Here is a 12,804-nt window from a genome sequence, read left to right on the forward strand (position 1 = left end):
TCACGATATGACACTGCTGCTGAACTATTCGTACAGAAACATATTTGCCCGCAAGCTGACATCGATTCTGACTGTCTTTGGCATCGCGCTGGTAGTTTTTGTCTTCTGTGCCGTACTGATGCTGTCCAACGGTCTCAGCACCACCCTCGTTTCCACCGGCGAGGATGACAATGCCATCGTGATAAGAAGAGCTTCCCAAACCGAAGTCCAGTCTATCATCTACCGCGACATGGCCAATGCCATCAAGGCCGATGAAGCTATTGCAAAAGACGACAACGGAACCCCGCTGGTCACCTCCGAGATTCTCGTGCTCATCAACCAGCCCAAGCGCGGAACCGATGAACCCAGCAATGTGCCGGTGCGGGGCGTTGCCGAGATGTCTATCCGGATGCGGCCGGAATTTAAGATAGTGGAAGGTAGAATGTGGCAACCCGGGACTTCGGAAATTATCGCCGGTAAGAAAGTAGCGGAGTCGTTTCAGGGATGCGGCCTCGGTGAAACAGTTCGCTTTGGAATGCGAGAATGGACCGTGGTCGGAGTCTTTGAGACGAATGGCTCCGGCTTTGAGTCGGAGTTGTGGGGTGATGTCGATCAGCTCATGGATGCTTTCGGACGTCCGGTGTTTTCATCGCTTACCATGAGACTTGCCGATCCGGGAGATTTCGACGCTTTCAAACAAAAACTGGAAAACGACCCCAGGTACACAATCGAAGTGATGCGAGAGAAGGATTATTACGAGGAACAGTCTAAGTTCACCACGATTTTCATCAACGCCCTGGGCGTGACTATCTCCATAATATTCTCCCTCGGAGCGATTGTCGGGGCTATGATCACGATGTACGCCGCTGTAGCTAACAGAACCGTTGAGATTGGCACTTTGCGCGCGCTCGGTTTCAGCCGGCGCTCTGTTCTGGCTGCGTTTCTTATCGAGTCGCTTCTGATTGCCCTGATAGGTGGCACTTTTGGGGTGTTAGCCGCGAGCTTCCTGAGGTTCGTTCAAGTATCAACGACCAATTGGAACACGTTCGCCGAGATAGCTTTCTCGTTTGAATTATCGCCTCAGATAGTCATCGATGCTCTTATTTTCGCCGTCATAATGGGATTCGTCGGAGGCTTTCTCCCCGCTGTTCGGGCAGCCCGTTTCCGCATCATCAACGCTCTTCGCGCGAAATAGGTCTGCCACCCGGCCGCTATCAGGTAATTTTCACCAAACTATGGCCTCGTGCCAAGTAAATTGTACCGGCCGGTACGAATTCAGCATTCGGCCGGGCCTGTGGGTACGCTATTTTTGACCAGCCCAAAAACTGTGCCAATTGATAAGTCGTTGAAAGACGGCTTGCTTCGTAGTACAAGCGAATCTTGGCAAAGCCTTTGCACGTACGACAGACATCTGGCACTAAAGAACCAGAGCTACTAACCCTCACACCTCAAACGGAGGAGATGATCGAAATGCGTAGAATCAGCACCTTACTTCTGGTACTGGGATTCGCCCTTCTTCTGGGTTCCGGTAATGCGGTAGCTGGCGACGGAAACTTCTACCAGTGGCTGCATGACGACGACGGTGACGGAATTCCGAACTGCCTGGACCCCGACTGGTATGCTCCCGAAGATGGTACCGGTTATCAGAACAATAACGGTCAGTTGACCACCAGCACCTTGCCGGATGGTACGCTCAACGGCGATCAGATCAAAGATCAGATCCAGTTGAAACTGCAGGATGGCAGCTGCCAGGATACCGTTGTGGTTCCTACTTCGCTCGACGGCGATATGGACCGTTTGCAGATTCAACTGAAGCTGCAGGACGGAAGCTGCAATCCGTAATTTGACTGCTACGACATTACGCTGAAGACTCTGAATTGAGTCTCGCTAAAAAACCCCTCCCGAATCGGGAGGGGTTTATACTTTTCGTCAGAGTTCGAACCTGCGTTACATCAGCGAATATCCACCGTCGACAATGACAGTCTGACCGGTGATCCAGGTAGCCTTCGGCCCGGCAAGAAACACGACTACATCAGCAACCTCTTCCGGTTTGCCCACCCGCTTGAACGGCGTGCGCTGCGAGACTTCATCGAGCATCTGCTGATAGTTGGGAAAACTCTTTAGAGCGTTGGTGTCGATAAATCCGCCGGAGACGCAGTTGACCGTGATGTGTCTTGGCGCCAGTTCAATGGCCATATACTTGACCATATTCTCGATTGCCGCTTTCGAGACACCGATCGACGCGTACCCGGGGATATAACGGATGGAACCGAGCGACGAAAGTGTAACAATCCTGCTGTGATTCGGCATTATCGGCGACGCCAGCTGCACGCTGTTAAGAAAAGCGCGGGCGTTGGTGTGCATCGACAGATCCCACGCCTTGTCGTCGATGTTCAGCATACTCGTAAACAACCCCAGGGCCGCGTTCGATATCAGAATATCCAGCTTTCCGAATCGTTCCTTGATTCCTTCGAAAATCGCCGGGATCTGGTCATGATTGCCCATGTTGGCGCGATGCGCATAAGAATCGACCCCGTAGCTCCTGATCTTCTCCACCGTCTCGTTGGCCGCCTGACGGGAACGAAAATAGTTGACGACCACATGAGCCCCCTGCTCGGCCAGCTTCTCAGCTATACATCGTCCGATACCTTTGGTACCCCCTGATACAAATGCAACTTTTCCTTTTAATTCCATTGTTCGATATCCTTACTCTGTCGGATTGGTAACCTGCGTTTAGATGACGTTGCCGCCGGCCTGTGACTCTATATCCTCGGCGATCTCTTCGAGCCTCACCGGGTAAAATTTTAAGTCGAAAATAGCGGCATATTTGTCCAGGAGTGTATCGCCGAAATGCTGCAGATCTATATCCTGGCCCAGAAGGTTTTTCGCGGATGTCATAATTTCGGGAGCGAGTCCGCACGGGTTGATCGCGGTAAACTCGTTAAGGTCTACATTCAGATTAATCGCCGCGCCGTGAAACGATATCCAGCTTCTGACCGCAACTCCCAGCGATGCAATCTTTTTTTCACCAACCCATACGCCGGTGTATTCCTCGCCTTTTTTGGCCTCTATGCCATATTCGATGAGTGCCCTTATGATGCCATCCTGTATGTTCGACATGAACAGATGAAGGTCCCGCCCCCGGCGTGCCAGGTTGAAAATAAAATAGACCACAAGCTGACCGGGACCGTGATAGGTAACATCTCCCCCGCGTTCGATAAAGTATGGCTTGGTGGTCAGGTTTTCGAAATTCTCTTTGTGGCCGTCTTTCCCCACGGTGACCACCGGCGGATGCTCGACAAGAATCAGCGTATCTCTGGCCATTCCCTCCTTGCGAAGTTTAACCAGCCCATGCTGCCACTCAAGCACTCGCTCAAATTCGATCTTACCGAGCTTCAGGACCCAGCCGGGTGAGGTTTTGTTCGTCGTCGCAGCCATCTTCTATCGAAGCTGCAAAAGCAGCTTGCGAGGATCCGCCAGATATTCGTGCACCCGATGCAGAAATTGCACGGCAACATGACCGTCAATAAGACGGTGATCGAATGAAAGGCCGAAGCTGGAGATATCGCGAATGACAATCTCACCGTCGACGACCCACGGTTTCTTGATTATGGCGTGAACACCCAGAATAGCCACCTGCGGCTGGTTGATTATTGGTGTCGAAGCCGCCGCGCCGAACATACCGGCATTGGTTATCGAAAAAGTACCGCCGCTGACATCATCGGGGGTTAATTGGTTCTTCCTCGCCCGCCTGCCAATCGAATCCAGCTCGACCGCCAGCTCGACTATCGTCTTTTTGTCGGCATCCTTAATTACGGGAACAATGAGACCTTCGTCACGGGCCACGGCGACACCGATGTTATAAAAATTCTTGAAGACTATTTCTTTTTCCGTCATCGAGGCGTTCAGTTTTGGAAACTCGTGCAGCGCCGCGCCGGCTGCCTTGATGATAAAAGGCATATAAGTGATTTTGGCGCCATAGGTATTCACGAAGGAATTCTTGATTTCTTCGCGCAGTTTCACCAGTTCCGTAAAGTCGATATCCTCAAAAGTTGTCACATGCGGAGAGGTTTGCACCGACCTGACCATGTGGTCGGATATCACCTTCCTGATACCCGCCAGCGGTATACGCGTCTCACGCCTGTTGGCCGGCAGCGGTTCAAACGTCGGAATTTCGACTTTCACGAGAGGTTCACGCGGAGTTTCCGGCGCGGCTTTCTGTTCGGCCGAAGCGGATGGTTTTGAGACCATCGGCAGAGGTGGGGGTGGAATCGGCCCCATCGTAAATCCGGCCGAGGCTGACCTCGCCTCAACTGCCCGCATGACATCATCAACCGTCACCCGGCCTTCCTTGCCCGTGGGGGTTATAGTCGAAGGATCCAGGGAATATTCGCGAATAAGAACCTTTACTTTGGGGGACATTTTCCCCTTGCCGATTTCGGCTGTAGCTTTGATCTCCTGCTGCGGTTTAGGTGGTTTTGCGGGGGCCGGGGCAGCCTTTTCGGCCGCGGGCGTTTCTGCTTTAGGCGCTTCAGGGGAAGGCTTCGCCTGCGGCCGTGGAGCCGCCTCACCTTTACCGTCGTCAATAACGGCTATCCGGGTGCCCACCGGAACAACATCTCCCTCCTTGGCAAACTGATGAGTCAGTGTCCCTTCGGCCTCAGCCGGTATTTCCACATTGACCTTATCGGTCATCAATTCCACCAGCGGCTGATTTAGCTTTACCGGATCTCCGATCTTGACCTTCCACTCCAGAATCGTGCCCTCCAGGACCGATTCTCCCATCTGAGGGACCAAAACATCTAACGCCATCTTCGTGTCCTTCTATCTCGATTTTGAGAATATTTCTTTAGGTTGATAACGTAGGCAATATACGGAATGTTCACCATTGTAGTCAAGATTCCCCCTCACAAATAGAGCCCGTCAGCTGACCTCAAGCATCTTCTCAAGAGCCAGAAGCGCTTCGCTTCTAACAGGTTCCGTCACCCGAATCGGTTTGATTTCGCCCAGATTCTCAAGAGTATAGGCGAGGTCATTGAGGGTCGTGCGATACATATTGGCACACACCGGACAAGTCTGGCCTGACAGCTCGATGATGGTCTTGTCCGGATGCTCATGGGCCATCCGGTTAATCAGATTTATCTCCGTGCCGATCGCTATGGTCGAGCCGGCAGGCGCCTTGCGGCAATAATCGACGATGAATTTGGTCGAACCGGCCGCATCCGCCAGATCCACGACCTCGTGGGGACATTCCGGATGAACCACTACTTTCACTCCGGGATACTGCCGGCGAACCTCGCGCACGTGCTCGGCGGTGAAATTGGTATGAACGTGGCAGTGCCCCTTCCACAAAATCACTCTTGCCTTTTCGATTTGCTTCGGCAAAAGTCCCCCGTCATCGCGCGAGAAATCCCAGACTACCATTTCTTCCGGCTTCAGTCCGAACTTGATGCCGCTGTTGTAACCAAGATGCTCATCCGGAAAGAAAAACAGCTTCTTGCGTCTGGCAAACGCCCACTTGTAGGCGGCATCGGCATTCGAGGAAGTGCATATCAATCCACCGTGCCGGCCAGTAAAGGCCTTGAGACCGGCGGCCGTGTTCATATACGAAATGGGCATGAAAACCTCATCACCGCCGAATTTCTCGAGATATTTCCACGCCTCCATGACATCCGCCATCTCCGCCATGTCGGCCATCGGGCATCCGGCCAGAGGATTGGGCAAATATACCTTCTTGGATTCATCCGTGAGAATATCAGCGGCCTCGGCCATGAAATGCACACCGCAAAACACAATGTACTCAACATCGGTCTGCTCGGCGGCGATCTTCGAGAGACCATAACTGTCGCCGACATAATCTCCGTTGGCCACGACTTCTATGCGCTGATAATGATGCGTGAGGATTACGAGTTTCTTTCCCAACTGCCGTCTTGCCGCCGTGATGCTCTCTTTGAGGTCGTCGGTCGAAGCTTCACGGTACTGCTGTGGAAGTGTAAAATACATTATATATCTATTCCCTGTCTTTCGCCTTTTGCTTTTCCCGGGCAATCTTTTTCATAACCAGTTCATGTCTGTCTGTCGAGTGCCCCGGACTGACCTTGGCTTTCGGGTCAATATAGTTTTTCGCGTTGTTGACGGCAATAGCCACTTCACCGCATCCCGTCGAAATCAATTTCAACTTGCCGTCATAAGTGACAATATCACCGGCAGCATAAACGCCTTCTATATTTGTACGCATGCGGCTGTCCACCGCGATGGCGTTTTTGTCGATTTCAAGCCCCCAGTCCCCTATCGGCCCAAGGTTGGTGATAAAACCGACATTGAAGATAACGGCATCAACTTTGAGCCTCTCCTGTTCGCCTGTCTGCGACTGAACTATGGTAGAGTGGTGCACCCAATCATCACCCTCGATCTCCTTTAACTCCCAGAAAGGAAATCTGAGATCTACCGATGATTCCATGACCCTGCGAACGGAATCCTCGTGCGCCGAGAAGAAATCATTGCGATGAATGTGCGTTATCGAGCGCGCCACCGGCTCGAGCATCATTGAATAATCGAACGCCGAGTCGCCTCCGCCGACTATGAGAATATCCCTGTCAACGAAATCGTGCAATCGTCGCACGAAATAATACACCCCGGCGCCTTCGAGCTCTCTCACGTTCGGGATGTCTAATCGCTTGGGGACATAGGCTCCAAGTCCGGCGCACACAATCACTGTTTTGGAAAAATGCTCGTCCTTGTCCGTCACCAACCTGATTACACCGTCCGACCTTCTCTCCAGCCCGACCACCTTCTCCTCCAGACAGTAGGTATGTTCGTACTGGTCGGCCTGCCGACGGAGTTGTTTAACGAGATCCTTGGCGAGCACCTTCGGAAAACCGGCGACATCGTAGATATATTTCTCGGGATACAGCGCCATCAGACCGCCGCCCACCTCGCCGAGCATATCAATCACTTTCGACTTCATGCGCCGAAGACCGCTGTAGTACATACCGTACAGGGCAACGGGGCCGGCGCCGACAAAGGTAACGTCGTAGATTTTTTCTGTAGCTTTATCCGCGTGCATCTTCAGGTGAGTTTCTTGATTGTCTCGATAATTTCGTCGTAGCTGGCGTGGCCCCGCTCGCCGAAAATAATCTTGCCGTCCGGGCCGGTACCATAAACGGTCCTCAAGACGCCCTTGCCACCGGGCTTCTGGCTCCGATAAGAAGCCAGCACCTTTTCACCGGGGTCGGACAAAATCGGAAAGCCGAAATTCTTCTTCCCGGCATAGTTCCGTTGGGAGACAACCGGGGCCGGGTTTATGGCCAGGACCTGTGTATTCAACGCCTCGAACTGAGGACGATAATGCTCCAATGCCTCGAGCTGACGGTTTCAGCCAGGGGTGTTATTCTTGGGATAAAATACAATTACGGCGAATCTGCCTCTCAGGTCCTTCGAACTCAGCCGTCCCCCGGTCGACGCCTCCAGATCAAAATCCGGGGCTGTTGAACCGACCGGCAAAGGCATGATTTCCTTTTTCGCCATATCACTAACCCTATTCTTGTTTATTTGCCATTTCAATTTTCGCCCAGCTGTCGCGAAGTTGCACCGTCCGATTGAAAACCGGGCGACCGGCGGTTGAGTCTTTCGAGTCGACACAGAAATAACCGTGTCGCAGGAATTGATAGCGATCGCCGGCGGAAGCCTCACGCAAACCCGGTTCAACAAAACAGTCGTCGATAATCTCAAGCGAGTTCGGGTTCAACGCCAGGCGGAAATCCTCGTGCTCATCAGGGTCCTCGGTCGTGAACAAATGATCGTACAACCGAACCTCGGTCTTGACAGCATGCGACGCCGACACCCAGTGAAGGGTGCCCTTGACCTTGCGGCCATCCGAAGCCGAACCGCTCTTGGTCGCCGGGTCGTAAGTACACCGCAGCTCTATTATTTCACCGGTCTTTTCGTCTTTTATGACCTTTTCGCATTTGATAAAATAAGCGTGCTTCAAGCGAACCTCCCGACCGGGCGACAAACGGAAAAACTTTTTGGGCGGATCCTCGCGGAAATCATCGCGCTCTATAAATATTTCTCTCGCGAACGGAATCTTCCGCGTGCCCATGGATGGATCTTCCGGATTGTTAACGGCCTCAAGCTCTTCCACCTGACCATCAGGATAGTTCTCGATTACGACCTTAAGGGGTCGCAATACCGCCATCACTCTTGGCGCAGTTAGGTTCAAATCCTCGCGCAGACAGTGCTCCAGAAGCGCGATATCAACCATGCTGTCGCGCTTGGCGACGCCGACCTTGTCCATGAAAGCGCGAATCGCCGATGGCGTGTAACCACGACGACGGAATCCGGAGATGGTCGGCATACGGGGATCATCCCAGCTGGCCACCTTGCCCTCCTCAACCAGCGCGCGAAGTTTTCGTTTGCTCATCACCGTGTAATTCAGGTTAAGGCGCGCAAATTCAATCTGCTGGGGGTGGAATATGCCCAGTTGTTCTATAAACCAATCATATAACGGTCGATGATCCTCGAACTCCAGAGTACAGATGGAATGAGTGATCTTCTCAATCGAATCAGACTGCCCGTGAGTCCAGTCGTACATGGGATAAATACACCATTTGTCCCCGGCGCGGTGGTGGGTGGCGTGCAGAATCCGGTACATAACGGGATCGCGCATGTTGAGGTTTCCGGAAGCCATATCTATTTTGGCGCGAAGCGTGCGCGAGCCGTCCGGGAACTCTCCTTTGCGCATGCGCTCGAACAGGTCGAGGTTCTCCTGCACCGTGCGGTTTCTATGAGGACTCTCTTTACCGGCTTCGGTTAGTGTCCCGCGATGTTCCCGGATCTCATCGGCGCTCAGATCATCGACATACGCCTTACCGTCCTTTATCAGCTTGACCGCGTATTCATACAACTGCTCAAAATAGTCCGAGGCATAAAAGAGCCTGTCTTCCCAGTCGACATCGAGCCATTTGATATCCTCGATCATTGACTCAACGAATTCAACCTCTTCTTTGATCGGATTGGTATCATCGAACCGGAGGTTGAACTTCCCGTTATAATCACAGGCTATACCGTAGTTGAGCAGTATTGACTTGGCATGACCAATGTGGAGATATCCATTCGGCTCCGGAGGAAAGCGCGTGTGCACCCGGCCATCGTTTTTGTTGTTCTTGATGTCATCATCGATAATCTCCCGGATGAAATTGGTCGTCCTGGAAGCACTCTCGGTGTTTCCGGCCGGGTCATCACTTTTGCTTTTATCCGAAGATCTATCGGTCTGTTCATGCGGCGATTTCATTTTTCGGACACCTCCGGTATCAGATTGCAGAACACTCTTTTAATACCGTTGATTTGTTGACTCTTGTTTACGATTATGGTCGTATGCGAAACACCCAACAACCGGTTAGAACAATAACAAGCCGGGCCGCTGATGGTTCGCTTGAACGTGATTTTTCCGCGATATTTACTGCAGGCGCGCCAGTTCTTTGAACAGTCTCTCGTTATCCGGAAGCTGCGATATCTTGACTCTTTCGATATATCGGATTATGCCCTGCTTGTCGATCAAGAAAACAGCCCGTTCGGCGTAACCACGATCGGAAAGCACGCCATACTTGCGAGCTATTTCACCGTGCGGATAGTAATCCGACATCAAAGGAAATGACACACCTCCCAGCGATTTGGCCCAGGCCTTGTGACACGGCACTGAATCGACCGAAACGCACAGAAGCTGACTATCGTACCTGTCGAACTGCTCAAATACCCGCTGATATTCGGGGATCTGGGTCGCGCATACCGGCGTCCAATCGCCGGGATAGAAAGCCAGAATTACGTTCTTGCGTCCCCGATACCAGGCGAGATTAAGCTCCCCTTCGTTGTGCGTCGGGAGAGTAAAATCCGGCGCCGGATCGTTGACCTCCAACCGTACTTTATCCCGTTCAAGATGCTGCGTGCCGTCAGGATTCATTCCTCATAATCCCCATAGAGATCTTCTTCGAAATTGTCGATGTCGTCCTCGACTGTCTCATCGGTCAGAAACTCTGGGTCGTCTTCGGTCCACTCCGAAAACTTACTTTTAGGAGCGCCACACACGGGGCACATGTCCGGCAGTTCTTCCCCATCATGAACATAACCGCACACCTCGCACACATACTCCATTTACGTATCCTCCAGAACTAAGAAGTCACTTTTTCTAATGCTCCAGCGGTGATGTATCACCATACTCAAACCAGAAATAATTGCCGCCAAGAGCATCCTTCTCCGCCATCAGAAGCTCGTAGTGACGGTGTTCCTCTTCGGCCAGTTGATCGAATACGGCGCTGAAAAAAGGATCGCCGACAACGTTCTTTTGCTCCTGGTAGTACTTCGTAGCCGCCAATTCGGCCTCGATAGCCAGATTTATAAAATCCATCTCCGTTTTTCGTTGTTCAAGATGACCCTTACGGAAAACTTCGGCAAGCGCCGTCAGGCCTTTAGCGGGCAATTGTCCAACTTCGCCCCCTATATACTTCTGGTACATTTCAATCAGCGTTGCCTTGTGGCGAGCTTCGTCATCTCGCAGCGTTTCCAGCTTCCTCCTGGCATCCTGATTTACGGCCTTCTCGTACAGCAAGTTGTAAAAGTAGAAGCCGTCTTCTTCACCCTTGATGGCCACCTTGAGAACCTGGGCAACCTTTTCTTTTGAGTCTGACATTGTTCCTCGTAATTATGTATTTGGTTGTGATTTTCTATCGATATATTCTACGGCTTTTTTCATTCTCTCGATAACTATCGGTTTACCCAGCAACACCAGAACATCATAAAGCCCCGGGCCCGTGGGCACACCGGAGACAGCCAGACGGGTCGGATGGATCAAACTGGCCTTCTTGACATCCTTCTCCCCGGCAAGTTGATTCAAGGCCGCCTCAGTGGTATCGTGCGTGAACTCGGTAAGTTCCTCAAATCGCCCGGCCAATTCGGCCAAAAGCTCGCCCGCCTCGGGTGTAAAATTCTTCTGTGCCGCCATTTCGTCATAAGCATAATCAAAACTGAAAAAATACGCACCCATCGACACGAAATCAGTCAAACGGCGCGCCCTGTCTTTGAGTGTCCGGATTACAGCCCGCAGATAATCCCATCTTGTCTCCAGCCAGTACTTGGTAGTCGCGCCGGCCTCAACAAGCATCGGGGCCACCAGGGTGGCAAGTTCATGGTCGGACTTCATCTGGATATGCTCGCGGTTAAAGGCCTCCAGCTTCTCCTCGTCGAAAATCGCGTTCGATGCATTGAAATTACCGGGATTGAATATGTCAATCAATTCCTTCACCGTATATATTTCGCGATCCGTCTTGGGCGACCAGCCCAGCAGACACAGAAAATTGAACATGGCCTCGGGAAGTATGCCCTCCCGGCGATACTCGCCAACGTCCTTGTCACCAAGCCTCTTTGACACCTTCTTTTTGTCAGGCCTTAGAATCATCGGCAGATGGCCGAAAACCGGCAGCGAGTAACCAAGAGCGCTATAGATATGAATCTGTTTGAAAGTATTGGTGATATGGTCATTACCCCTGATGACATGGCTGATACCCATGGCGTGATCATCCACTACCACCGCCAGATTATACGTAGCTGTCCCGTCCGAGCGGGCAATTATGAAATCCTCGATCTCGCTGTTCTGCCTTTTCAATTCACCCGAAACGATGTCATTAAAGACCGTCTCCCCGTCTGGAATCTTCAGGCGAATGGCAAACTGTTCACCGGCCTGAAGCTTCTTTTGGATATCAGCTTCCGTGAGACCCAGACAGCGGCGATTGTACTGTAGCGGCCCTTTGACATTGCGAGCTTCTTCCCGATCCAGCTCCAATTGCTCGGGTGTGCAGAAACAGCGGTAACCATGGCCACTCTCTAAAATCTCCTGCGCTTTCTGCCTGTAGAGGTCCAGCCTCTTTGACTGGTATACTATGTCCTCGTCCCAGGTAAGGCCCAACCACTCGAGAGCCGACAGAATCGGCTCGACCAGCGCCTGATCGCTGCGGGCGGCATCGGTGTCCTCAATCCTGATCATGAACCGACCGCCCGTGTGACGAGCATACAGGTAGTTGGCAATTGCCATGCGGGCGGTACCTACGTGCAGGTATCCCGATGGCGATGGCGCGATGCGTACTCTGACAGGCTGACTACTCATTGAATCCCAACATTACGCCAACGGCTCTTTGTCATCGGTAGGCGACTGCTCTGACGGTTTCACGTCAGGCGGCGGAGGCGGAGTATATGTTTGTACCGTCTGCTGAGGCGGCGGAGTTGAATACCGGGCCGCCGGCTGAAGGACCAGTTCATTCAGGTTCAGCTCAACACCACCGACCAGCTTTGCCACCAGATTGTAGATGAATCCGATGACAATACAGGCGATGGTTCCGAAGACCGCTGAAGAGATAGCCGATATGAAAGGCATAATTATCATCATTGCCCCGATACCGACGCCGGCCGCATCCAGATCGAGTTCTCCGGTCTGAAACCCCGGCAGCTGCGACATCACGGCAAGGAAAAAGCTCAGAAAAAAGCCGTAGACTATGCCGAAAATGAATCCGACTACCAGATTCAAGAAAAAGGCCACCTTGGTCAGAGGCCATATGGGAATGGATTTTAGCTCGTAACGCATATAAGACCCTTCCGCCATCTACTTTAATTCTAAGCCGAATGGTATAACAGATTTTTTTTCAAGGCAACAGCAAAAAAAGTAATTTCGAGGAACATTTTCCGGCCCGGCCGGCTGCATTTCACCGCCGGAATTCAGAAGACGAAATATACGGGTATAGCAAAGACAATCAAGCTTATTTGACGACCGGTCAGCCCAGT

14 protein-coding genes are annotated in these 12,804 nt (G+C 52.1%); 2 read left to right on the forward strand and 12 right to left on the reverse strand.

What is annotated here, in order from left to right:
• The first annotated feature begins 7 nt into the window (after positions 1–7).
• Positions 8–1,174, forward strand: coding sequence for an ABC transporter permease (locus tag AB1483_03595; GenBank protein ID MEW6411539.1), 1,167 nt, complete (start codon positions 8–10; stop codon positions 1,172–1,174).
• Positions 1,175–1,449: 275 nt separating this feature from the next.
• Positions 1,450–1,821 (forward strand): hypothetical protein, encoded by a 372-nt coding sequence (locus AB1483_03600; GenBank protein ID MEW6411540.1) that lies wholly within the window; start codon positions 1,450–1,452, stop codon positions 1,819–1,821.
• A 105-nt stretch (positions 1,822–1,926) separates the two neighbouring features.
• Here the strand turns inward: AB1483_03600 and AB1483_03605 are convergent, their stop codons facing one another.
• The 12 genes from AB1483_03605 to AB1483_03660 all read right to left on the reverse strand — a co-directional run bounded on the left by AB1483_03605 (position 1,927) and on the right by AB1483_03660 (position 12,607).
• Positions 1,927–2,673, reverse strand: a complete 747-nt coding sequence (locus tag AB1483_03605) for an SDR family oxidoreductase (GenBank protein ID MEW6411541.1) — start codon at positions 2,671–2,673, stop codon at positions 1,927–1,929.
• Positions 2,674–2,712: 39 nt separating this feature from the next.
• Complete coding sequence (gene lipB, locus AB1483_03610) at positions 2,713–3,417, reverse strand: lipoyl(octanoyl) transferase LipB (GenBank protein ID MEW6411542.1); 705 nt, start codon at positions 3,415–3,417, stop codon at positions 2,713–2,715.
• Positions 3,418–3,420: 3 nt separating this feature from the next.
• The gene (locus tag AB1483_03615; protein ID MEW6411543.1) at positions 3,421–4,791 is read right to left on the reverse strand and encodes a dihydrolipoamide acetyltransferase family protein; all 1,371 of its coding nucleotides are present in this window, start codon (positions 4,789–4,791) and stop codon (positions 3,421–3,423) included.
• 111 nt (positions 4,792–4,902) lie between these two features.
• A complete protein-coding gene (gene nadA, locus AB1483_03620; protein ID MEW6411544.1) occupies positions 4,903–5,982 on the reverse strand; it encodes a quinolinate synthase NadA in 1,080 nt (359 codons plus the stop codon).
• 7 nt (positions 5,983–5,989) lie between these two features.
• Positions 5,990–7,045 (reverse strand): NAD(P)/FAD-dependent oxidoreductase, encoded by a 1,056-nt coding sequence (locus AB1483_03625; GenBank protein ID MEW6411545.1) that lies wholly within the window; start codon positions 7,043–7,045, stop codon positions 5,990–5,992.
• A gap of 2 nt (positions 7,046–7,047) precedes the next feature.
• Positions 7,048–7,506 (reverse strand): peroxiredoxin, encoded by a 459-nt coding sequence (locus tag AB1483_03630; GenBank protein MEW6411546.1) that lies wholly within the window; start codon positions 7,504–7,506, stop codon positions 7,048–7,050.
• A gap of 10 nt (positions 7,507–7,516) precedes the next feature.
• Entirely contained in the window at positions 7,517–9,271 is a 1,755-nt protein-coding gene (locus tag AB1483_03635) for a glutamine--tRNA ligase/YqeY domain fusion protein (protein ID MEW6411547.1), read from the reverse strand.
• Positions 9,272–9,436: 165 nt separating this feature from the next.
• A complete protein-coding gene (locus AB1483_03640; protein MEW6411548.1) occupies positions 9,437–9,937 on the reverse strand; it encodes a redoxin domain-containing protein in 501 nt (166 codons plus the stop codon).
• Complete coding sequence (locus AB1483_03645) at positions 9,934–10,128, reverse strand: rubredoxin-like domain-containing protein (GenBank protein MEW6411549.1); 195 nt, start codon at positions 10,126–10,128, stop codon at positions 9,934–9,936. The genes AB1483_03640 and AB1483_03645 overlap by 4 nt, the downstream gene beginning before the upstream one ends.
• 34 nt (positions 10,129–10,162) lie before the next feature.
• Positions 10,163–10,663 carry a ferritin family protein gene (locus AB1483_03650; protein MEW6411550.1) on the reverse strand — a complete coding sequence of 167 codons (501 nt, stop codon included), beginning with the start codon at positions 10,661–10,663 and terminating at the stop codon, positions 10,163–10,165.
• 12 nt (positions 10,664–10,675) lie between these two features.
• On the reverse strand, positions 10,676–12,133 hold the full coding sequence (gltX, locus tag AB1483_03655) for a glutamate--tRNA ligase (protein MEW6411551.1): 1,458 nt from the start codon (positions 12,131–12,133) through the stop codon (positions 10,676–10,678).
• A 12-nt stretch (positions 12,134–12,145) separates the two neighbouring features.
• Positions 12,146–12,607 (reverse strand): DUF3566 domain-containing protein, encoded by a 462-nt coding sequence (locus AB1483_03660; GenBank protein ID MEW6411552.1) that lies wholly within the window; start codon positions 12,605–12,607, stop codon positions 12,146–12,148.
• Positions 12,608–12,804 lie beyond the last annotated feature (197 nt).

Source organism: Candidatus Zixiibacteriota bacterium, from assembly GCA_040756055.1.
Lineage (GTDB): Bacteria > Zixibacteria > MSB-5A5 > GN15 > FEB-12.

Excerpts from the sequence above, each read along its gene's own strand:
- AB1483_03595 (MEW6411539.1), top strand. The coding sequence starts at position 8 with ATGACACTGCTGCTGAACTATTCGTACAGAAACATATTTGCCCGCAAG.
- AB1483_03600 (MEW6411540.1), top strand. The coding sequence starts at position 1,450 with ATGCGTAGAATCAGCACCTTACTTCTGGTACTGGGATTCGCCCTTCTT.
- AB1483_03605 (MEW6411541.1), bottom strand. The coding sequence starts at position 2,673 with ATGGAATTAAAAGGAAAAGTTGCATTTGTATCAGGGGGTACCAAAGGT.
- lipB (MEW6411542.1), bottom strand. The coding sequence starts at position 3,417 with ATGGCTGCGACGACGAACAAAACCTCACCCGGCTGGGTCCTGAAGCTC.
- AB1483_03615 (MEW6411543.1), bottom strand. The coding sequence starts at position 4,791 with ATGGCGTTAGATGTTTTGGTCCCTCAGATGGGAGAATCGGTCCTGGAG.
- nadA (MEW6411544.1), bottom strand. The coding sequence starts at position 5,982 with ATGTATTTTACACTTCCACAGCAGTACCGTGAAGCTTCGACCGACGAC.
- AB1483_03625 (MEW6411545.1), bottom strand. The coding sequence starts at position 7,045 with ATGCACGCGGATAAAGCTACAGAAAAAATCTACGACGTTACCTTTGTC.
- AB1483_03635 (MEW6411547.1), bottom strand. The coding sequence starts at position 9,271 with ATGAAATCGCCGCATGAACAGACCGATAGATCTTCGGATAAAAGCAAA.
- AB1483_03640 (MEW6411548.1), bottom strand. The coding sequence starts at position 9,937 with ATGAATCCTGACGGCACGCAGCATCTTGAACGGGATAAAGTACGGTTG.
- AB1483_03645 (MEW6411549.1), bottom strand. The coding sequence starts at position 10,128 with ATGGAGTATGTGTGCGAGGTGTGCGGTTATGTTCATGATGGGGAAGAA.
- AB1483_03650 (MEW6411550.1), bottom strand. The coding sequence starts at position 10,663 with ATGTCAGACTCAAAAGAAAAGGTTGCCCAGGTTCTCAAGGTGGCCATC.
- gltX (MEW6411551.1), bottom strand. The coding sequence starts at position 12,133 with ATGAGTAGTCAGCCTGTCAGAGTACGCATCGCGCCATCGCCATCGGGA.
- AB1483_03660 (MEW6411552.1), bottom strand. The coding sequence starts at position 12,607 with ATGCGTTACGAGCTAAAATCCATTCCCATATGGCCTCTGACCAAGGTG.